Raw genomic sequence first — 19,904 nt, forward strand, 5'->3', positions numbered from 1 at the left:
GGACAGCCGCTCCAGTGCGGCCGGCTCCTTCACCGCACGGGCGGCGGCCACGGCCAGCTTGTCGGCGTACGCGGGCTGCAGGTTGGCCGGCGCCATCAGCCCGTACCACTGCGTCATCTCGAAGCCGGGGAAGCCCTGCTCGGCCACCGTGCCCACGTCGGGCAGCTGGGGCAGGCGCTTGGCCGAGCCGGTGGCGATGCAGCGCACCTTGCCCGACTTGATGAAAGGCAAAATGGCGGCGGCGCCCACGGCCGAGGCGTCGACCCGGCCCGAGAGCAGGTCGGTCAACATCGGGCCGGTGCCGCGGTAGGGCACGTGCAGCATGAACATCTCGGACGCCATCTTCAGGTACTCGAACGCCAGGTGCCCCGCGCTGCCATTGCCAGCCGAGCCGTAGCTCAGCTTGCCCGGCTTGGATTTGGCGTAGGCGATGAACTCGCGCAGGTTCTTGGCCGGCACGTCGGGGTGCACCACGTACAGGCTGGGCACCTTGGCCAGCAGGCTCACGGGCTTGAAGTCCTTGTTCGGGTCGTAGGGCAGCTTGTCGAAGATGTAAGGGTTCACGGCCAGCGTGCCGATGTGGCCCAGGATCAGGGTGTGCTGGTCTTCCGCACGCGCCACTTCGGACATGGCGATGTTGCCGGCGGCACCGGGCTTGTTGTCCACGAACACGCTCTGGCCCAGGGTCTTGGTCAGCTCGGCCGCGGTGGACCGTGCCACGATCTCCGAGCTGCCGCCGGGCGCGAAGGGCACCACGAAGCGGATGGACTTGGCGGGCCACGCGGCCTGCGCCCGGGCCATGCCGGGCAGCAGGCCCGCGAGGGCAGCGGCGCCCCCGGCGGACAGCAGTTGGCGGCGGCGCGCGTCAAGAGTGGGGGATGGGTCGTGGGGGTGGAAGAAGGGATGCATGGGTTTGTCTCCGTCAGAAGCGGCTCGAAAGAAAATAAAGGGGCCTGCGCCGATGGTCGCGCGGCCGTGCTTTCGGAATGCTGTCAGTCGGGGCCCATCCTGTGCCTTCGGGGGCGTGAAAGACTCGGGGTTTACCCGAGGCGTGCTCAGCGTGCCAGTGCGGCGGCGGCCGTGCCGCACAGCACGGCGCCTTCCAGCGTGGCGGGGTAGGGCCCGTCCACATAATCACCGCAGGCCGCCAGGCCGGGTGCCACCTGCATGCCGGGGCGTGCGAGGCCGGGCGTGCAGGCAAAGGTGGCGCGCTTTTCCACCACCGTCTGCAGGGCCTGCAGGCCGGGCAGTCCCAGTTGCTCGGCCGCCTGGCGCAGCACCTGCTCGGTGACCACCGCGCGCTCGCCGGTGCTGGCGCTCACCACGAAGGCCAGCACGCCGTGCAGGCCGTCGAGCTGCCCGCGGTCGAACACGAACTGCGCGGGCATCTCTGCCGTGTTGCGCAGTGCCAGCATGGGCTGGGCGAGGCGCGCGCCCGTGCCATGGGCATACATGGTGGTGATGGCTTCGAAGCGCAGCGCATCGGCCGCTGCGCACCACTGCTGGCGGCTGGCGTCGTGCTCCGCGGGCAAGCCCGTGGCGCTGGCGATGAGGCGGCTGGCCTCCCAGGGTGGGCAGGCCAGGGTGATGTGTTCGTAAGGGCCGGCGAAGTCCGTGCCCTGCACCTCCCAGCGCCCGTCGGCCTGCTGCGCGATACCCTGCACGCGCTGCCCGGCATGCACTGCCCCGCCATGCTGCGTGGCCAGCCAGCGGGCTGCCGCCTCGGGGAACAGGGCGCCCAGGTTCACCCGTGGCAGCAGCAGGTTCGAGCCGCCCCGTCCGCTGAACAGGCTGTCCTGCAGCACGCGCAGGAACACCTGGCCGCTGGCCTCGTGGGCGGGGGTGTTGAGGGCCGAGACGCACAGCGGGTCGATGAACTCGTCCACCAGCCGCTTTGGCAGGCCGGCGCACAGGTCCGCGACGGAGGTCGTGGGTGCACAGCGAAAGCCGCCCAGCTGCCAGCGGCTGGCCACGCGCAACAGGGCCAGCTTGTCGCCCCAGCCCCAGCCACGTGCGCGGGCAATGCCCAGCACGGCGTCGAACGGGGGCGGCAGGTCGGGCAGGGCCAGGCCAGAGCCGTCGGGGAACTGCAGGGTGAGCGGCAGGCGCAGCAGGGCAGTGCCTGCATCCACGCCCACCAGGCGCATCAGGCGCAGGCTCTCGGTATAGGCGCCGATGAGGATGTGCTGGCCGTTGTCCAGCTTGGCCGCCGTGCCGTCGGGCAGGGTGGCCTGCACGGCGCGCGCGCGGCCGCCCACGGTGCGTGCGGCCTCCAGCACGGTGACGGCGTGGCCTGTCTGGGCGTGTGCGATGGCCGCAGCCATGCCGGCCCAGCCGGCGCCGATGACCGCGACCTTCTTCATGTGGCCGCAGGCCGGGGCTTGGCGGGGGAGGCCGTAGGGCTTGCAGCGGCCGCCTTGCAGGCCGCCTGCACGTCGGCCGGCGCGGTGCGCAGCACGGCGGGGTCGGCGCAGCGATCGCGCAATTCATGCTGCGCCGCGCGGTGGCCGGCCGATGCGGCATGCGCGAGCAGGCGCAGCCCGGCCAGGCTCATCTCGGCGGTGGCCGATGGGGACAACGGGGAACTGGTTGGCGGCGATGGCTGCGCCGTGGCGCCCGCCTTGACGGGTACCGGCACGGGTGGGGCGGGTTGCGGCAGCGTTTTGGCGCCGTGCACCTGGGGCATGCGCTCGATCACGCTGAAGTCGCCGGTCTTGCCGGCCTGCGCCACCATGCGCTGGTACAGGCCCATCATGGCCGCCGTGTCGCTGCCTGTCAGGCTGGCGGCGGGCTTGGCCAGGTACATGGCCACTTCGGGCGGCAGCGCGGCGTTGACGGCGCTGAAACCGTGGGCCGCACCGCCTGCGGCGTCGGCGGTGGCCGTCTTGCCTGCAGTCCGGGCGGCATCATCGGCCAGCGCGGCGGCGCCCGCGGCCTTGCCGGCGGCAGTGGCCGCCTCGCCAGCGGCCCCAGCAGCGCCGGCTGCGCCTGCAGCCCCTGCCGCCTTGCCAGCCGTGCCACCGGCTGCCTTGCCAGCCCCGCTGGCGGCCTTGCCCAGCAGGCCCCAGAAAGCGTGCGCGGGCTGGGGCAGCGCGGCGGCGCCCAGAGCGAGCGCCAGCAAGGCGGCACCGGCCAGGTGCGGGAGGGACGCAGGGCGCACAGAACGGCTCATGGCGGGTTTCCCGTGGGGGCGGACTACATGCGCCCCAGCGCCTGCACCTTCCACGCCAGCCAGAACTTGCGCAGCGGGGTCAGGCGGATGCGCTGGTGCAGCACCTGGAAGTTGTCGCGCTCGATCTCGCGCAGCAGGGTGCGGTAGATGCTGGCCATCATCAGCCCGGGCTTCTGCGCGCGGCGGTCGGCGTCGGGCAGCAGGGCCAGGGCCTCGTCGTAGGTGCGGTGCGCGCGCTCGGCCTGGAACTTCATCAGCGCGGTGAAGCGGTCGGAGTACTGGCGCTTCAAGATCTCGTGCGCCTTCACGTCGAACTGCTGCAGCTCCGACACGGGCAGGTAGATGCGGCCCATCATCGCGTCCTCACCCACGTCGCGGAGGATGTTGGTCAGCTGGAAGGCCCGGCCCAGGGTGTGGGCGTACTGCGTGGTGCGCTCGTCGGTCTGGCCGAAGATGCGCGCCGTGACCTCGCCCACGATGCCCGCCACCAGGTGGCAGTACTGGGTGAGGCCTGCGAAATCCAGGTAGCGCGTCTGCTCCAGGTCCATCTGGCAGCCGTCGATCACGGCCTGCAAGTGGCGCTGCTCGATGCCGTAGTCGGCCGCCAGCGGCATCAGCGCCTGCATCACGGGGTGGCTGGGCTGGCCGGCGTAGGCCTTGGCCACCTCGGCCTGCCACCAGGCCAGCTTGGTGCGGGCCACGCCTGGGTCGCTCACCTCGTCGACCACGTCGTCCACTTCCCGGCAGAACGCATAGAAGGCCGTGATGGCCGCACGGCGCGGTGCCGGCAGAAACAGGAAGGCGTAGTAGAAGCTGCTTCCTGAGGCGACGGCTTTTTGTTGTACGTACTGCTGCGGTGTCATGGAGGCTGATTGTCCCATGTCCGGGCGACTGCCCGGTGGCGGGCGGGATTTGGGCGTGGGGGCAGTCAGCCGCCTGTCACAAAGGACGGGCCGCTATGCTTTTTGATGTGGCGCAGCACAAAAGAGCCAGCCAGCCTGTTTACAGCCTTCCAACGGCCCAGTCACACCAGTCCGACACGGCCGCGTCACCCGGCGTGGCCCGCTGGGCGAGGTCGGGCCAGCGGCGGTGGCAGGCATTGAGCACGCTTTGGAGCTGGAAGATCGCCTCGCGCCCCACCAGCGCCACCTCGGCCAGGCCCACGGCATCGCCCTGCAACTGGGCCATCAGGTCGGCCTGGTGCCGGGGGTGGGAGCCGGCTTCGACCAGGGCCTTTTGCAGCGCCATCAGCCGTGCATCGGTGAAGGCGAAGGCGCTGGCGGAGGGCATGGTCTTGAGAGCCGCCGGGGGCAGGGTGCTCTTGAGCTCGTCCCATTTCATGAAGGCGTCGGCCAGCAGCCCGGCCTGGCGCGGGGCGTCGTTGCCCAGCGGCATCAGGGCCGATTCGCGCGCCACCTCTTCCTGCAGCAGGGGCAGGATATGCACCACCAGGGCGGGGGGAAACTTGCGGTGGTTGAGCCGCAACACCAGCGACAGGCGCTGCGCGGGCATGTCCTCGTATTTCTCGAAAAAGGCAGCCACGACCTCGGCCAGCATCAGGATGCGGCCCATGGACGAGATGCCCGCGCCCGCGAGGCCGCGCGGGTAGCCGGTGCCGTCCATGCGCTCGTGGTGTTCCAGCACGGCGTCGGCCACCGCCTGGGGGTAGGCCTTGCTGTCGCGCACCATCAGCATGGAGGTGATGGGGTGGGCCACCAGGTGCTTGCGCTGCACACCCACCACCTTGAATTCGGGGTCGTTCCAGGCCGGGTCCATGTGCAGCACGCCCAGGTCGTGCAGCAGGGCCGCGGCGGCCAGTGCGCCCAGATCGCGTTCGGCGGTCTTGAGGCCCAGGAACACCGACACCATCATCATGCGCACGCTGTGCAGGTACAGGGCCGGGCGCTTCTCGCGCATCACGGTGAGCTTGCAGGCGACGGGCATGGGCAGAGCGACGGCGCGCAGCGGCGACAGCAACTGTGCCGCGGAACCGATGGCCTCACCCAGCAGGCTGCACAGCACGTCCTGGCCGGCCAGGTCCTGCCCGGTGGCCACCAGGGCTTCCACGTTCACCGGGTTCTCCACCGACAGGTGGCTGTCGATGGGCTCGCGCAGCTTGTGCTGCACCAGGCGGTCGTACAGGCGGCTGTCGATGCGCGCGCCCTTTTCCACCAGCTTGATGCCGTTGTCGGTGTAGATGGCGGCCCCGGCCACCACCGTGCGCTCGTCGGCCATGTCGGTCAGGGCGCGCAGGTAGTGGGGGCTGTCGGCCCCGTCCATGCCGGCCGCCATGAGAGGGTCTGTCGTCGTCATGCAATAGCTACAAATTATTACTATCGACTATAAAACGACTATGGTCCCTCGCCGACGTGAGTTTGGGCAGATGTCAGGAAGCAGGCAATGGCTTGACGGGGGTCAACGAGCGGCCTGCGGCACGCGGCTGACTTCTCATCCATCCCCAGCAGCGCTCGGCGCAGCTGCGGCCCGTCTTCCGCGCGTCAGAACGCGATCTGCTCGACCCCGATGTCGCTCGGCCGGCGCAGCGCTTCCTTCATGAAGATGCTCATGGGCAAGGTGCCCTGGTCCGAGCTGAACCATTTCTTGTACAGCGCCGTCATCTCGCCGCCCTGGATCATGCGGCGCGTGACGCGGTCCACCAGTTCCTTGAACTTGGGATCGTCGCGGCGCAGGCCGATGCTGTAGGGCTCCACCGAGAGGCGCTTTTCCAGGAAGGCATAGTCGTCCATGGACTTGCCCAGGCGCGTGAGCGGGATCCAGATGCCCGCGTCGTCGGCAAACGCGGCGTCGGCCTGGCCCTTGGCCAGCGCGTTGACGGCGTCCAGCGTGCTCTCGACCGGCACGTACTCGAACTTGCGGTTGAAGGTGCGTTCGTTGGCCTTGAGCAGATTCTCGTTGGTGGTCTTGCCCTGCACGGCGATCTTCTTGTTCTGCAGGTCGTCGAGCGCCTTGATGCCCGAGTTCTTGCGCACCAGGAAGGCCGAGGACGCCACGAAGATGTGGTGGCTGAAGGAAATCTCCTTTTGCCGTGCCGCGGTGTTGGCGGTGCCGCCGCATTCGAGGTCCACCACGTTGTCCTTCACGTCGGTGATGCGGTTCTTGCCATCGACCAGCAGGTACTTGAGCTTCAGGTCCGGGCGCTTCAGTTCTTTCTTGATCTCGTCGAAGATCTGCAGGCAGATGTCCACTGTGTAGCCCTGCACCTTGCCGCTCGTGGCGTCCTTGTACGAGAAGGGCAGCGACTTTTCGCGGTGGCCCAGGCGCAGCTCGCCCGAGCTGGCAATGCGCGCCAGCGTGTCTTCGGCCCAGGTGGGGGCGTTGGCCAGCAACAGTGCCGCCATCAGCGCCAGATGGCGCAGCATCGAAACAGATTTCATGGAAGGAAGAAAAGAAAGGGAACCGGGCGGATACCCGATGGAAAAGTGCCTGACGGCAGGTGCCCTGGAGCGTGCCTTGTGGGTGGGCCCAGAACCGTGCGCGGATTGTGAGGGGGCCGTGGCCGCTTTGCCACTTTCTTGCCGTTTTGGCGTCGGCATTCCGCCACAGCCACGGGTGCAGCCCCTGCTGAGGCATGGCGAGCGGATCATCGGCATCATTCCGGGGCCCGTCTCTTTTTGCCATCCGAACGCCTGCCCTGCGCAAGACGCCGTCTCCACCTGGTACTTCCGTACCTGCGCCTGCCGTCCTGGCGCGACCTGGCTTGGCGGCTGGGGGCGCGGCACGGTGCGTGCGGCGTACGAGGCGCTGATCGACGTGCAGTTGATCGTGGCCCTGGGCGCGGCCGGTACCTTCGTCGGGGCCATTTGGCGCCTGCAGCGCCGGCACCTGCCGCAGCGGCTGCGCCGCCGTGTGCGGTAGCGGTCGGCCCGCACGCGACCAGGTCGGCATCGGTGGCAGCATGGCGCAACGCCGGGCCATAGGGTGCCTGGCTCTCCGCCGCTGCACCATTCCGTGGTCCATGCCCTCTGGGCAAGGTGCCGCAGGCCGGGCGTTTTTTGGTGTGGCGGCACCAGCCGCATGCATCTGTGGGCGCACAACACTGGGAACGGCGGGCTGTCGCATGTAACATGCTCGGCTGCGCGCATTCTTTGACCGCCATGCCCACCCCCCACGCCAACCGACCCGATGCTGGGGAGGGCACCGCCAGTCTGCCGACGCCGCACCAAGACACTCAGGGTACGAGGGAGGCCGCCAATGCCATCACCGCAGAACAGGAACATCGTGCGCCAGCCCATGCAGGGCTGGACGGGCCGGGCTGTGCGCGGGCCGGCAGCGGCCTGCCTGTGCCCCCACTGAGCCCACAGGCGGACACCGTGGACCGGGCACTGTTTTCCCTTTCGCTCCCTGTCGCCGCACCGCGGCCGGCGGGTGCGCGCGCCGGGCTGGGGGGCGTGGCGGCCTCCGCGTCCATGCCGGCACCGGGGCCCGCGATGGCAGGCGCCATCGGCGACACCGAGGCCCGGGACGCGCTGGCGGCGCTGGAGTCGGCACCCGCGCCCGCGGCCCATGCCGCGCAGGAGTCGGCCCACGCCATCCTGTCCACCTGGCTGTCGCTGGAGGTGCTGGCGCCGCTGGCCTATACCGACCCGGCAACGCTGGTCGGTGGCGACCGTGCGTCCCTTGCCAAGGCCGATGGCGAACCCTTGCCATGGCAGCGCGGCGAGCAGTCCTACAAGCCGCCGTTCCGGCTGTTCTACCTGGTCGTTTTCGGCGAGGTCAGCATGGAAATGTGCATGAACGACCTGCTGTCCTCGTTCGGCAAGGACGAGGAGGCGCGCACCTACCAAAGGCACCGGGCACCGATCGCCATGGCCATCGTGGACCAGGACGGCCTGCCCGCCGGCCCCGAGGCCGTGTCCATCTCCAGCTTTGCATGGGGCGTGCCTGCGGTGCTGCGCGGCAAGGCCGGCAGCCTCGCGCGCTGGCCCGAGGCCGAAAGAATCCTGCGCGAGCAGCTGCACCGGCGCCTGGCCCGGGTGGACGGCGAGGGCCGCCCCCTGCCGCTGGAGTGGAAGGCGATCAACGATTGCCATGCCTGGCTGTGCAGCACACTGGGCCTGCGCCCCGACCATGTGCTGCCACCGAGCTTCGTGGCGCGGCTGTACCGCCACCCCAAGCTGGAGGGGGCGCCGGATTCGCCGCCCATCAATTCGTTCTACCTCGACGACCTGGCCAAGGCCTGCGCCATGGTGGATGCGGCCGGCGCGGTGCCCGAAATCCTGCAGCGCTACCTGTCGGTGCTGAAGCCGGCGCCCGCGCGCGATCTGCTCAGCGACACCGCGGCCATCGCGGAGCTGATCGCGCCCGCTCGCTTCCCGCCGGCGCGCTGGCCCAGCCGGGGCAGCCACCCGGTGGTGACGCTGCAGCAGGCGGCCGTGAATGCGGCGCGCGGCGAGTTCGCGGGCGACCGGCAGGGCATTCTGGCCGTGAACGGCCCGCCGGGCACGGGCAAGATGACCCTGTTGCGCGACCTGGTGGCCCACTGCGTGGAGAGCCGCGCGGCCCGGCTGGTCGAGTTCGACGACCCGAACAAGGCCTTCATCCCGACCGGCCAGCGCTTTCAGGTGGGCGACGGCGAGTTCCTGCACCTGCACGGGCTGGACCCGCGGCTCAAGGGCTTCGAGGTGCTGGTCGCATCGAGCAACAACAAGGCGGTCGAGAACGTCAGCCGCGAACTGCCCTCGGGCCGCAGCATCGACCCCGGCCCGCGCTACTTTGCCTCCATTGCCCAGGCCCTGATGTACGGCGAGGAGCGGAACTTCCCCTCCGACCCCGCCGACCAGCCCTGGGGGCTGATGGCTGCCGCCCTCGGCAACAGCCGCAACCGCCGGGATTTCCGCCAGCGCTTCTGGCTGCACGAGGACTTCGGCCTGTGCACCTACCTCAAGGCGGCGCGCGGGCTGGACGTATCGCGCGAGGAGCCGGCCGGCGAAGGCCAGCCGCCGCGGATGGTGGCGCCCCGCATCGTCGCGGCCGAGCGGCCGCTGAGCGGCGAGGCGGCCCTGCAGCAGTGGAAGCGGGTGCGCAAGTCATTCATCGACCTCAAGCGCTCGGTCGAAGCCATCCTGGCCCGGCTGGAAGAGGCGCGCACGCTGGAGCCGCGGCTGACCCGCCTGCGCGACGACATCGGCCAGCTGCACGGCAGGCACGCGGCCACTGCCCGGTCGCTGAGCGCGGCATCGTCCGCCTACGCCCTGGCGATCGATGGCTCCAGCAAGGCCCGCGCGGCCGTCGTGGCAGCCGAGCGCGAGCTGCAGGCCCTGCAGGCCACCCGCCCGGGCGTTTCGGCGCGGGTGTTCGTGTCGGAGACCTTCCGGCGCTGGATGTCCGAGGCGTCTGCGCGCGAGGGCGTGCACCGCGAGGCCGTGCGCGCCGAAGCGCAGGCCCAGGCTACGCTGGAAGCCGCGGCACAGCGGCAAAAGGGCTTTGCCGAGGAACTGGGCGCCATCAACGCCCAGCTCGAAACCGCGCAGCGCGAAGCCGAGAACCTGGGCGCCATGCTCAAGGAGGCCTACACGCGCATCGGTGACCGGTTCGTCGACGAATCCTTCTTCGACCGCGGCCACGAGGCCTGGAACCTGGCCATGCCCTGGCTCAACGACCAGATCCACAAGGAGCGCGAGAAGCTGTTCGTCGCCGCGCTCGAGGTACAAAAGGCCTTTGTCACCGTGGCCGCCCACAAGATGGAGCACAACCTGGGCGTGCTGATGGCGGCCCTGCAGTCGGGCACCTTCCACGACACGGCCCGCCGCCAGCTGCTGCCGGACCTGTGGTCCAGCCTGTTCCTGGTGGTGCCGGTGGTGTCCACCACCTTTGCCTCCGTGCACCGCATGCTGGGCGACCTGCCGCCGGCAGCGGTCGGATGGCTGCTGGTGGACGAGGCCGGGCAGGCCACGCCCCAGGCGGCCGTGGGTGCGCTGCTGCGCGCGCGGCGCGCCGTCATCGTGGGCGACACGCTGCAGATCCCGCCCGTGGTCACCATCCCCGACAACCTGGTGAGCCAGATCTCGCTGCAGCACCGTGTGGACCGGGCGCTCTGGTGCGCCCCGCAGGCCTCGGTGCAGACCCTGGCCGACAGCGCCAGCGCCGTCAAGGCCCGCTTCAGCACGCCCGACGGCGAACGCGTGGTGGGCCTGCCGCTGCTGGTGCGCCGCCGCTTCCAGGAGCCGATGTTCGGCGTGTCCAACGCCATCGCCTACGACAACCGCATGGTGCCGGCCATGGGGCCGGACAGCGTGGGCGACGTCGCCGACGTGCTGGGCCCGTCGGCCTGGTTCGACCCCGACACCAGCTCCACAGCCAGCGCGCCCAAGTGGAGCGCCGAAGAAGGCCAGGTGGTCATGCGCATGCTGCGCAAGCTGGCCCGCGCCGGCGTGCAGAACCCGGACATCTACGTGATCTGCCCGTTCCGCGTGGTGGCGCAGGAAATGCGCCTGCTGCTGCGCGCCGAGCCCCAGCTGTTCGAGCTTTTCGGGGTCGATGCGCGCAAATGGCTCGACGAACGCGTGGGCACCATCCACACCTTCCAGGGCAAGGAGGCCGAGGTCGTGATCGCCGTGCTGGGCGCGCCCATGGCCGGCGAGAAGGGTGCCCGGCAGTGGGCCGGCGGTGTGCCCAACATCCTCAACGTCATGGCCTCGCGCGCCAAGTCGCGGCTGTACGTGGTGGGCTCGCGCACGGCCTGGGGCAGCGTGGGCCATTTTGCGGAGCTGGCCCGGCAGGTGCCCAAGCGGACGTTCACGTAAGTAGTAGAGCGGCTGGTCCGCAGCGGGACCGACTGCTTACTTTTCCTTGGCCGCTTCCTTGAGCGCCACCTGCACGGTGTGCAGCATCTCGTCCAGTGGCTGGGGCTCCTCGCCCTCGTACGACACCACCGCGCCGAAGTCCTGGGCCAGTGCGCAGCTGACCATCATCACGCAGGCCAGGTCCTTCATGCGGCCACCCCAGGTCATGGTGATGCAGTAGTCGCGGCCACCGGCCATGGCGGCAAAGCCCTCGTCGTCACCCACCACATCCTGCGCTTCGCTGTAGTGGATCTCGAACCCCGGGCCTTCTGCACCGTTGAGCGTGAAGGGCAGAAAGCCCGAGTCGTCGAAGGGCGTGAAGTCCGGGTTCAGTTGCAGGTCGAAGCCGAGCCGGTCCAGCGAGGCCTGCAGCGTGGCGCGGTCGGGAATGGACTGGCGTTGGATGAAGGCGAACTGGCTGTTGGACATGGGGCTCCTTGGGATGATGGAACGGGAGAATCACACTGCGCAGTGGTGTTGCCATCTTATGACGGCCGAAGACGTGTCGGCCGCCTGTCCTCGGCGGAAACTGCCGCTACCCCTGCGCCCATGAGCGCCACCCGCGTCTTCCCGCACATCAATGCCCCGTGCCCGCGCGTCTATGCCGCGCATGTCGCGGCGGGTTGAGCGCGCGGGCTCGCCGAGCAGCGGCCTATGCGGGCATGCGCGTGTAGCAGGCCCTGCGCTGCAGCATCTCGTCGGTCTGGCGTGTGGCGGTTTCCAGGTCGTAGGAGGTGTGCGGCGGTGGTGGCGGTGGCGCAGGGAAGATGGCCACCACGACAGCGTAGAACACGGGGCACATGACATCTCCCTGGAGCGCCCAGCGGCCATAGGGCTTGGTGTCGGCCGAATCCTGCGTCCAGTGCGCCCAGAAGACGGCAAGGGAGCCGGTGGAGGCTGTGCTCCGCACCACGAGAGGAGTGGCCGTCTCCGGCGGGAGGAGCTGTACCGTGCCGTTGCCCGTGCAGTCGCCGTTGGCATGGTTCACCGTACCATAGGATTGGGTGAACCGCGTGGCGTCCTGGCGCACCAGGCGCAAGAGGCCGCGTTGGCTCAGCTGGCTGCTGATCACCGTGCAGCCCTGGGACTGCCAGTCGCCCGCGAGCAGGGCCACGTCCTGCAGGGGTGGGTCGTCACTGCCGCCGCCGCAGCCGGCCAGTGCGGCGGTGACGGCGATCAGCGAGAGGCAGGTTGCAAAGGCGGTGGGTGAAGTGGCAGGCAGCAGTGTGGTCATGGCAAAAAGCCCGATTCTGTGGGCCTGCCCGGTCCATGAGAACCCTACCGGAGTAGGGGGCGGCCACCGGGCTTCAGCACTCGACGACGTTCACCGCCAGACCGCCGCGCGAGGTTTCCTTGTACTTGACCTTCATGTCTGCGCCGGTCTGCATCATGGTCTTGATCACCTTGTCGAGCGAGACCACGTGCTGGCCGTCGCCGCGCAGGGCCATGCGCGCGGCGTTGATGGCCTTGATGGCACCCATGGCGTTGCGCTCGATGCAGGGGATCTGCACCAGGCCGCCCACGGGGTCGCAGGTCATGCCGAGGTTGTGCTCCATGCCGATCTCGGCGGCGTTCTCGATCTGCTCGGGGCTGCCGCCCATCACGGCGGCCAGGGCGCCTGCGGCCATGGAGCAGGCCACGCCCACCTCGCCCTGGCAGCCCACCTCGGCGCCCGACAGCGAGGCGTTCTTCTTGTAGATGATGCCGATGGCGCCGGCGGTGAGCAAAAAGGTGGCGATGCCTTCCTCATCGGCGCCGGGCAGGAAGTTCACGTAGTACTGCAGCACGGCCGGGATCACGCCGGCCGCGCCGTTGGTGGGTGCGGTCACCACGCGGCCACCGGCGGCGTTCTCCTCGTTGACGGCCATGGCGTACAGGTTCACCCAGTCCATCATCGACAAGGGGTCGTGCCGGGCGGCCTCGGACTGGGTGTTCAGGCTTTTGTGCAGCTCGGCCGCGCGGCGGCGCACGTGCATGGGGCCGGGCAGGGTGCCTGTGGCCGCGCAGCCGCGCTGCACGGCACCGGCCATGGTGTGCCAGATGGCCAGCAACTGGCGGCGCAGCTCGGCGGCGCTGCGCCAGTGCAGTTCGTTGGCCACCATGATCTGGCTCACCGCCATGCCCGTGGCCTGGCACTGGGCCAGCAGGTCGGCCCCGGTGCTGAAGGGGTAGGGCAGGCCGTTGCCATGCCCGGCGGCGCCGGGCCCCGATGCCGCAGCCGAGTTCAGCACGCGCTCGCCGGCCGCATCGGTCACGAAGCCGCCGCCCACCGAGTAGTACTCGCGCTCGGCAATCTTCACGCCGTTGGCATCCAGCGCATGGAAGGCCATGCCGTTGGGATGCAGCGGCAGGCTGCGGCGGCGGAACAGCAGGTGCTCTTTTTCCACGAAGGGCACGCTGTGCTCGCCCAGCAGGGCCAGGCTGCGGCTGGCGCGGATGTGGGCGATGGTGGGCGCTATCTGGTCGGGGTCGATGTGCTCGGGCTCGTGCCCGGCCAGGCCCAGCAGCACCGCAGTGTCGGTGCCATGGCCCACGCCCGTGGCCGAGAGCGAACCGAACAGCTCCACCACCACGCTGTGCACCGCCGCCAGGCCCACCGTGGCCTGCAGGTGGCAGGCGAACTGCCGCGCTGCGATCATGGGCCCCACGGTGTGTGAGCTGGAAGGGCCGATGCCGATCTTGAAGAGGTCGAAAACGCTGACGGACATGGAAGGGGGCTCGCGGTGGGGGTGGCCGGTGAATTCGATGGATCCGCAGACAACAGCGATGGCGCGGTTGCACCATCGCTGACTTGCGTCCTTTCGCACCCGCAGCGCTCTTGGCACTGGGGTGGATGCGAGGCTAACCGCCCGGCATGGCGGCGGCACAAGCGTTATCCCTGAGCGGGACGCCGGCACCGGTGTCCATTTGCTATCGCTTCAATAGCGTCTGAATGATTTTCCGTGCCGCTCTGCGGCCGCCATGGCAGCGCTCAAAGTGGTGTCGCTGGGCGTGCTTGCCGCCCATGAAGGTTTCTGACCCGGCGCCGGCGTCCGCCCGGTGCGCCACCACCAGTGCCATCTCCACCTGGGGTGTCGCAGCCGCCGGGCCGGCCGCACAGGGCTGCGGCCTTGCGAGCGAGTGCGCATGCACGGCCGGTGGCGCCACCTGCTGGCGCACGAGGCCGCCGGCCATCCAGCCGCACAGCATGCGCCTGGCCTCCGCCGTGTGGGCGGGGTCGCGCACGAACAGCTCGCACGAGGTGTTGCGGTGCTGGTGGCTGCCGGCTTCGCGCAGCAGGCGGTCGGCAGCGGCCAGCACCTGGGCCATGCCCTGCTCCACGTCCGCAGAGGGTGAGGGCGCCCCGGTGGCCGCGGCGTTCAGGCAGGCGATGCGCAGGCACAGCGACGTGGCCGCGTGCCGCACGCCCACGCGCAAGCGGGCCGCCACGCGCGGCGGCGCTGCGGCCGGGCCGGCGGCGGGCGTGGCGGTGCTGCAATCGGTGGCCCTGGTCCTGGGACTCCTGCGCGGGTGCGTTGTTCCGTCAGGTCAATCGAGGTGGCCCAGCCGGCGGGCACTGGCCGCCACAGCCACCAGCAAGGCCACCAGCACCAGCATGGCCACTAACAGGCTGGTGCCGTGGGCCACGAAGCCGATCAGCGCCGGCCCCATGAGCACGCCGGCGTAGCCCATGGTGGCGATGGCAGGGACGGCCAGGCTCTCGGGCATGGCGTGCTGCCGGCCGGCCAGGGAGAACAGCACCGGCACGATGTTCGAGCAGCCCAGGCCCACCAGCGCAAAGCCGGGCAGGGCCAGCGGCCAGGTGGGAGTCAGCGTGGCCAGCGCCAGGCCGGCGGCGGCCAGCAGGGCGCCCGCGAGCACCGCGCGCTGCGGGCCGATGCGTTGCACCCAGCGGTCGCCCGTGAGGCGGCCCACGGTCATGGCCGTGGCGAAGGCGGCATAGCCCAGGCCCGCGCGCTCGGCGGGCAGGCCTTGCACCTGGGTGAGGAACACGGCGCTCCAGTCCAGCATGGCGCCTTCGGTCAGGAAGAGGATGAAGCACAGGGTGCCGATGAATATCACCACGCCTGTGGGGCGAACAAACGCAGGGCCGTTCTGTGCACCGCCCTGGGCCAGGAAATGCGGCCCGGCCAGCACCAGCAGGGCCAGCACCACGGCGGCCACGGCGCTGGTGGCCTGCCACAGCGAGGCGTTCAGTACGCTCAGCAGCGCGATCATGCTGCCGGCCCCCGCGACGCCACCCAGGCTGAACAGGCCGTGAAATCCCGACATCATGGGCCGGCCGTGGGCCCGCTCCACCAAAACCGCCTGGATGTTGCCCGCGCAGCCCAGGCCGCCGATGCCTGCGCCGAAGAGGAACAGCGCCACCCCCAGCCACGGCACCGAAGGTGCCAGCGCCAGCAGCGGCAAGGCCACGCACACCAGCAGGGCCGAGGCCGCCAGCACACGGCGGCAGCCCCAGCGCGCGCTGAAGGCACCGGCCAACGGCATGGAGACGATGGAGCCCGCGCCCATGCACAGCAGAAGCATGCCCAGCGTGGCCTCGTCGATGGCCAGGCGTGCCTTGGTGAATGGCACCAGCGGAGCCCAGGCGGCCATGGCAAAGCCGCTGATGAAGAAGGCCACGCGTGTGCCATGCGCCGCGGCGCGGCTGGTGGCCGTGGCGGGCATTGCCGGTCGTGCGGGGGCGGCGGCAGAGGTCGGGGTGGCGCTGGAGGCAGTCATGGAGGTCCGGGAGGGGGTCAGTGTGGCGCCGCCCGATGGCAGCGTCATGGCAGGATGGACATGTCCTCGGCAGGTGGGAGGGCTTAGCTCACGGGATGGTCTGGCAGGGTGCGGCCCAGGCATCTCGCGGGCCCGGCACACAATGAGCAAATCTAACCAGTTGTGTCCTTGCATGGGCCCGATGCTAAGCAGCGGCGGTGCAGACGACTATGGATAATAATTTGCACACCCATGAAATCAGCTCATGCCAAAAATGGTCCCGCCATTCCGGGTGCGCCGCGCCGCCTGCCGCCGCTGAACATGCTGCGCGCCTTCGAGGCGGCGGGCCGACTGCTCAGCGTGACACAGGCCGCGCACGAACTCAACGTCACGCAAAGCGCCGTCAGCCACCAGATCAAGGCGCTGGAGGAGTGGCTGGGCGTGGACCTGGTGCAGCGCCAGGGGCGCGGCCTTGCGCTCACGCCGCCGGGGGCGGCCTACCTGCCGGGGCTGACCAGCGCCCTGGACCTGATGGCCCGGTCCACCGCCGGCATAAAGCGGCCCACACGGCGCAACACGCTGGCGGTGAACGCCACCTCCACCTTCGCCACGCAGTGGCTGATTCCGCGCCTGGCGGCCTTCTGCGCGCAGATGCCGGGGCTGGACGTGCAGCTCGTCACCACCGTGGGCCACCTCGACTTCGAGCCGGCGGACTATGACGTCTCGATCCGCTGCTTTGCCGATGGCGAGCTGGCGGCGCTGCAGCAGCGCACGCCCTGGCGCAACATCAGTGCGGGTGCGTTTCTTCCCGATGTGTTGACCCCTGTGTGCAGCCCCGCGCTGCTGGTGGGGGCCAAGGCCGTCCAGGCGCCGCAGGACCTGGCACGGCACACGCTGCTGCACAGCCGCTCGACCCCGCTGGTCTGGCAGCAGTGGCTGCGGGAGGCGGGAACGCAGGGCATCCAGCCCGCCGGCGACCTGGTGTTCGACCATGCCCACCTGAGCGTGCAGGCCGCCATCCAGGGCCTGGGCGTGGCGCTGGGCAACCCGCGCTTTCTGGGCGAGGCGCTGGCCAGCGGGCTGCTGGCCATGCCCTTTCCGCAACTGCTTTCAGGCGACAAGCAGTACTACTGGATGCTGTCGCCGCGCGCTGCGCAGGACGCGGTCTCGCTCGCGTTCTGCGCGCGGCTAGGCGATGCGTAGTGCCAGCCGGCGTTGCACGAAGTACGCCGCCGCCGTGAGCAGCATCCATGTGATCAGCACATCCCAGAACGCCATCACCAGCCAAACCGGTGCCATGAGCGGGCCCGCGAGCGGAATGACGTAGAGCGCCAGCCGGTGCGTCCAGAAGCCCGGGGCCGACATGCAGGGCGATGAGAAGGGATCGAAGGTACCCGGCGAACAGCCCAGTGCGCCCAGCACCTCCCGGGCCACCTGGGTGCCCAGGATGGGCATGCCTAGGGCGATGCAAAAGCCAATGAGCCCGAGCAGCAGTGCCCAGAAGAGGGTGCGCGCTGCCCAGCGGGCCAGGCCGGCACCGGCCACGCCGGGGGCGGCGGCCTGGCTGCGGCTCGGTACCGCCACCGGCGCCGTGGCGGCGTTGCGCGCGGCCCGGCGCAGGCCCACGAGGGCCAGCACCCACAGTGCGATCAGCGCCCAGAAGTTGTGCAGCAGCACAAAGGGGTAGTCGGTCACGCCCCCGGCCGTGAGGAACGGGGTGAGGCGCATGCCCAGCGCATTGGACAGCCAGGCGCAATTGCGCAGCGCGGGGTTGGCATGCGGCTGGCAGTGCAGCAACTCCAGCAGGCGCTCGGCCACCACGCCGCCCACGATGGCAAAGCCCAGGCAAAAGAGGATCAGCCCCCATTGGAGTGCCTTGAAGAGGTGCCGGTACGACACAGTGTGCTTCCTCCCCTTCATGCCAGTGCTTGGCGCGGCGGCTACATCACCAGCGCCCGCCCCAGCATCACGCACCAGTCCCAGGGGTTGAGCTTGGGGCGGGTGTGCAGGCTGGCGCCCTTCAGGGCCTGCACCTTGTCCAGGATGCGCAGGCCGCCCTGCACTACCAGGCGCAGCTCCCAGCCGGCGCGGCCGGGCAGGCGGTGCACCAGCGGGGCGCCGCGCAGCATGCTGGCACGGGCCCAGGCCGCCAGCTCCAGGATGAGGCGGGCGTTTTCCGGCGTGCTGCGCAGTTCCAGCAGCTCGGTCTGGCAGGCGCCATGCGCGGCGCAGTCCTCGCGCGGCAGGTAGTGGCGCCCGCGCGGGATGTCCAGGCTCAGGTCCTGCCAGAAATTGGCCAGCTGCAGAGCGGTGCAGATGTCGTCGCTCTGCGCCAGGGCCTGGTCGCCGTTCACGCCGTACAGGTGCAGCAGCAGCCGGCCCACGGGGTTGGCCGAGCGGCGGCAGTAGTCCAGCAGCTCGGTGCGGTCGGCATAGCCCTCGGCATCGCGGGTCTTCTCCACGTCCTGGGCGAAGGCGCTCAGCAGGTCGGCCAGCAGCGGCACGGGCAGGCGGTGGCTCACCAGCACGGCCTGCAGCGGCAGGAACACGTCGGCCCAGCGGGGCGAGGGGGGGCGGCCTTCGGCAATGGCGGTGAGGTCGGCGTCGAACGCGGCCAGGTCGGCCAGGCGCTGTGCGGGCGGCGCATCGCCCTCGTCGGCGATGTCGTCGGCCGTGCGCGCAAAGGCGTAGATGGCGGCGATCACCGGGCGCAGGTGCGGCGGGCACAGCAGCGAGGCAACCGGGAAATTCTCGTAGTGCGTGACCGGTGGGGCCACGGCGGGCGCGCCCTGCAGGGCGGGGGAGACCGGTGTCGCGGCGCTGGCGGGCGGGGTGGGCGGGTTAGGGTTCACGGCGGTGATTGTCGCTTGACAAGGCGGGGGCGTTTCCCATAGATTACTAACCAGTCAGTCAGTAACTTGTTGGTGCCAGTGTTTACCCTGACGCAGCTTGCAGGCTGCGGGGCGTGCGCTGGCTGTTTTCCGTGTCGGCTTTTTCATTCACCGGATTTTCCATGCGCACACCCTCCGCCTCGCGGCCCATCCACCGGCCCTCCAGATTCTTGTTGCTGGCGGCCTCGGCCCTGGTGCTGGCCGCCTGCTCCCAGCCGGCCCCGCCCGAGGAGCCGGTGCGCTCCGTCAAGCTGATGACGGTGGGCGTGGGGGCCCTGCAGTCGCAGGTGGAGTATGCGGGCGAGGTGCGTGCCCGCGTGGAATCGCGCCTGGGCTTTCGCGTGGCGGGCAAGATCGTGCAGCGCCAGGCTGAATTGGGCCAGCGCGTGAAGGCCGGTGACGTGCTGGCCCAGCTCGATCCGCGCGACTACCAGCTGGCCGCCGACTCGGCCCGCGCGCAACTGGCCTCGGCCACCACGCAGCGCGACCTGGCTGCGGCGGACTACAAGCGCTACCAGACGCTCAAGGACCAGAACTTCATCAGCGGCGCCGAGCTGGAGCGCCGCGACGCGACGCTGAAGGCCGCGCAGGCCACGCTGGACCAGGCGCGCGCCCAGCTGTCGTCGCAGGGCAACCAGGCCACCTACACGCGCCTGGTGGCCGATGTGTCGGGCGTGGTCACGGGCATCGAAGCCGAGCCGGGCCAGGTCGTTGCGGCCGGCACGCCGGTGGTGCGCATTGCGCAGGACGGCCCGCGCGACGTGGTGTTTGCCGTGCCCGAGGACAAGGTGGCGCAGATCGCCGTGGGTTCCGACGTGGCCGTGCGCGGCTGGTCGGGCGGCCCCGAGATGGCCGGCAAGGTGCGCGAGGTGGCGGCCAGTGCCGATGCGGCCACGCGCACCTTCCAGGTCAAGGTGGCCATCGAGGGCAAGGACGTGCCGGCGCTGGGCGCCACGGTGTATGCCCAGCCCAAGGTGCTGGGCCATGCAGGTGTGGTGGCCATCAAGCTGCCCACCAGCGCGCTGCGCCAGGAAGGCCAGGCCACGGCGGTGTGGGTGTACGACGCGGCCAGCAGCACGGTGAAATCGCAGGTGGTGCAGATCGCCACGGCCGACGGCAACGAGGCCGTGGTGGCCGGCGGCCTGACCCCGGGCATGCAGGTGGTGTCCACCGGCGTGCATGTGCTCTCGCCCGGGCAGAAGGTCACGGTGTACCAGCCCAAGAACAGCGTGGCCCCGGCAGCCAAGGCGCAGACGGCGGCTGGCAATGTGGCGCTGCCGGTGGCACCAGCGGCCTCGCCCGTGGCTGCGGCCCCCGCTTCCAAGTAAGGGCCCG

Annotated in this window: 17 protein-coding genes; 4 read left to right on the plus strand and 13 right to left on the minus strand. The window is 70.1% G+C overall.

Annotation, left to right across the window (positions count from 1 at the left end; translation table 11 throughout):
• The 6 genes from ACK59X_RS09195 to ACK59X_RS09220 all read right to left on the minus strand — a co-directional run.
• Window positions 1-909 (minus strand): Bug family tripartite tricarboxylate transporter substrate binding protein (locus ACK59X_RS09195; protein WP_409956706.1); only part of this gene is annotated, 909 nt, incomplete at its 3' end.
• 146 nt (window positions 910-1,055) lie between these two features.
• Window positions 1,056-2,363, minus strand: coding sequence for a hydroxysqualene dehydroxylase HpnE (gene hpnE, locus ACK59X_RS09200; protein ID WP_409956707.1), 1,308 nt, complete (start codon window positions 2,361-2,363; stop codon window positions 1,056-1,058).
• On the minus strand, window positions 2,360-3,172 hold the full coding sequence (locus ACK59X_RS09205; protein ID WP_409956709.1) for a hypothetical protein: 813 nt from the start codon (window positions 3,170-3,172) through the stop codon (window positions 2,360-2,362). Before ACK59X_RS09205 ends, hpnE begins: the two co-directional genes overlap by 4 nt.
• A gap of 23 nt (window positions 3,173-3,195) precedes the next feature.
• On the minus strand, window positions 3,196-4,035 hold the full coding sequence (gene hpnD, locus ACK59X_RS09210; protein ID WP_409956711.1) for a presqualene diphosphate synthase HpnD: 840 nt from the start codon (window positions 4,033-4,035) through the stop codon (window positions 3,196-3,198).
• Between the two features lie 139 nt (window positions 4,036-4,174).
• The gene (locus tag ACK59X_RS09215; RefSeq protein ID WP_409956713.1) at window positions 4,175-5,485 is read right to left on the minus strand and encodes an HD-GYP domain-containing protein; all 1,311 of its coding nucleotides are present in this window, start codon (window positions 5,483-5,485) and stop codon (window positions 4,175-4,177) included.
• Between the two features lie 185 nt (window positions 5,486-5,670).
• A complete protein-coding gene (locus tag ACK59X_RS09220; protein ID WP_409956715.1) occupies window positions 5,671-6,567 on the minus strand; it encodes an amino acid ABC transporter substrate-binding protein in 897 nt (298 codons plus the stop codon).
• Between the two features lie 175 nt (window positions 6,568-6,742).
• Between ACK59X_RS09220 and ACK59X_RS09225 the strand changes: the two genes are divergently transcribed.
• Both ACK59X_RS09225 and ACK59X_RS09230 read left to right on the plus strand, forming a co-directional pair.
• Window positions 6,743-7,048 (plus strand): hypothetical protein, encoded by a 306-nt coding sequence (locus ACK59X_RS09225; protein ID WP_409956746.1) that lies wholly within the window; start codon window positions 6,743-6,745, stop codon window positions 7,046-7,048.
• A gap of 239 nt (window positions 7,049-7,287) precedes the next feature.
• Window positions 7,288-10,935, plus strand: coding sequence for a DEAD/DEAH box helicase (locus ACK59X_RS09230; protein WP_409956717.1), 3,648 nt, complete (start codon window positions 7,288-7,290; stop codon window positions 10,933-10,935).
• A 36-nt stretch (window positions 10,936-10,971) separates the two neighbouring features.
• Here ACK59X_RS09230 and ACK59X_RS09235 read toward each other — a convergent pair whose 3' ends face one another.
• The 5 genes from ACK59X_RS09235 to ACK59X_RS09255 all read right to left on the minus strand — a co-directional run bounded on the left by ACK59X_RS09235 (window position 10,972) and on the right by ACK59X_RS09255 (window position 15,699).
• Window positions 10,972-11,403 carry a hypothetical protein gene (locus ACK59X_RS09235; RefSeq protein ID WP_409956719.1) on the minus strand — a complete coding sequence of 144 codons (432 nt, stop codon included), beginning with the start codon at window positions 11,401-11,403 and terminating at the stop codon, window positions 10,972-10,974.
• Window positions 11,404-11,626: 223 nt separating this feature from the next.
• Complete coding sequence (locus ACK59X_RS09240) at window positions 11,627-12,208, minus strand: hypothetical protein (RefSeq protein ID WP_409956721.1); 582 nt, start codon at window positions 12,206-12,208, stop codon at window positions 11,627-11,629.
• A gap of 73 nt (window positions 12,209-12,281) precedes the next feature.
• Window positions 12,282-13,682, minus strand: coding sequence for an L-serine ammonia-lyase (locus ACK59X_RS09245; RefSeq protein WP_409956722.1), 1,401 nt, complete (start codon window positions 13,680-13,682; stop codon window positions 12,282-12,284).
• 202 nt (window positions 13,683-13,884) lie between these two features.
• Window positions 13,885-14,403, minus strand: coding sequence for a hypothetical protein (locus tag ACK59X_RS09250; protein WP_409956724.1), 519 nt, complete (start codon window positions 14,401-14,403; stop codon window positions 13,885-13,887).
• Window positions 14,404-14,502: 99 nt separating this feature from the next.
• On the minus strand, window positions 14,503-15,699 hold the full coding sequence (locus ACK59X_RS09255; protein WP_409956726.1) for an MFS transporter: 1,197 nt from the start codon (window positions 15,697-15,699) through the stop codon (window positions 14,503-14,505).
• Window positions 15,700-15,930: 231 nt separating this feature from the next.
• On the opposite strand from ACK59X_RS09255, the gene ACK59X_RS09260 reads away from it, so the two are divergent.
• A complete protein-coding gene (locus tag ACK59X_RS09260; RefSeq protein WP_409956728.1) occupies window positions 15,931-16,881 on the plus strand; it encodes a LysR substrate-binding domain-containing protein in 951 nt (316 codons plus the stop codon).
• Here the strand turns inward: ACK59X_RS09260 and ACK59X_RS09265 are convergent.
• Together ACK59X_RS09265 and hpnC are read right to left on the minus strand one after the other, a co-directional pair.
• Window positions 16,867-17,577 carry a hypothetical protein gene (locus tag ACK59X_RS09265; RefSeq protein ID WP_409956730.1) on the minus strand — a complete coding sequence of 237 codons (711 nt, stop codon included), beginning with the start codon at window positions 17,575-17,577 and terminating at the stop codon, window positions 16,867-16,869. The two genes, ACK59X_RS09260 and ACK59X_RS09265, sit on opposite strands and share 15 nt — an antisense overlap.
• 41 nt (window positions 17,578-17,618) lie before the next feature.
• Entirely contained in the window at window positions 17,619-18,530 is a 912-nt protein-coding gene (gene hpnC / locus ACK59X_RS09270; protein ID WP_409956732.1) for a squalene synthase HpnC, read from the minus strand.
• 161 nt (window positions 18,531-18,691) lie between these two features.
• Between hpnC and ACK59X_RS09275 the strand changes: the two genes are divergently transcribed.
• On the plus strand, window positions 18,692-19,897 hold the full coding sequence (locus tag ACK59X_RS09275; RefSeq protein WP_409956734.1) for an efflux RND transporter periplasmic adaptor subunit: 1,206 nt from the start codon (window positions 18,692-18,694) through the stop codon (window positions 19,895-19,897).
• Window positions 19,898-19,904: the final 7 nt, after the last annotated feature.

The sequence above is a fragment of the Acidovorax sp. genome (genome assembly GCF_046339755.1).
In the GTDB taxonomy this organism is placed as follows: Bacteria; Pseudomonadota; Gammaproteobacteria; order Burkholderiales; family Burkholderiaceae_C; genus Acidovorax.

Coding starts and splice junctions, on each gene's coding strand:
- hpnD (WP_409956711.1), bottom strand. CDS start 4,035: ATGACACCGCAGCAGTACGTACAACAAAAAGCCGTCGCCTCAGGAAGC.
- ACK59X_RS09260 (WP_409956728.1), top strand. CDS start 15,931: ATGAAATCAGCTCATGCCAAAAATGGTCCCGCCATTCCGGGTGCGCCG.
- ACK59X_RS09220 (WP_409956715.1), bottom strand. CDS start 6,567: ATGAAATCTGTTTCGATGCTGCGCCATCTGGCGCTGATGGCGGCACTG.
- hpnE (WP_409956707.1), bottom strand. CDS start 2,363: ATGAAGAAGGTCGCGGTCATCGGCGCCGGCTGGGCCGGCATGGCTGCG.
- ACK59X_RS09215 (WP_409956713.1), bottom strand. CDS start 5,485: ATGACGACGACAGACCCTCTCATGGCGGCCGGCATGGACGGGGCCGAC.
- ACK59X_RS09240 (WP_409956721.1), bottom strand. CDS start 12,208: ATGACCACACTGCTGCCTGCCACTTCACCCACCGCCTTTGCAACCTGC.
- ACK59X_RS09245 (WP_409956722.1), bottom strand. CDS start 13,682: ATGTCCGTCAGCGTTTTCGACCTCTTCAAGATCGGCATCGGCCCTTCC.
- ACK59X_RS09255 (WP_409956726.1), bottom strand. CDS start 15,699: ATGACTGCCTCCAGCGCCACCCCGACCTCTGCCGCCGCCCCCGCACGA.
- ACK59X_RS09205 (WP_409956709.1), bottom strand. CDS start 3,172: ATGAGCCGTTCTGTGCGCCCTGCGTCCCTCCCGCACCTGGCCGGTGCC.
- ACK59X_RS09230 (WP_409956717.1), top strand. CDS start 7,288: ATGCCCACCCCCCACGCCAACCGACCCGATGCTGGGGAGGGCACCGCC.
- ACK59X_RS09235 (WP_409956719.1), bottom strand. CDS start 11,403: ATGTCCAACAGCCAGTTCGCCTTCATCCAACGCCAGTCCATTCCCGAC.
- ACK59X_RS09275 (WP_409956734.1), top strand. CDS start 18,692: ATGCGCACACCCTCCGCCTCGCGGCCCATCCACCGGCCCTCCAGATTC.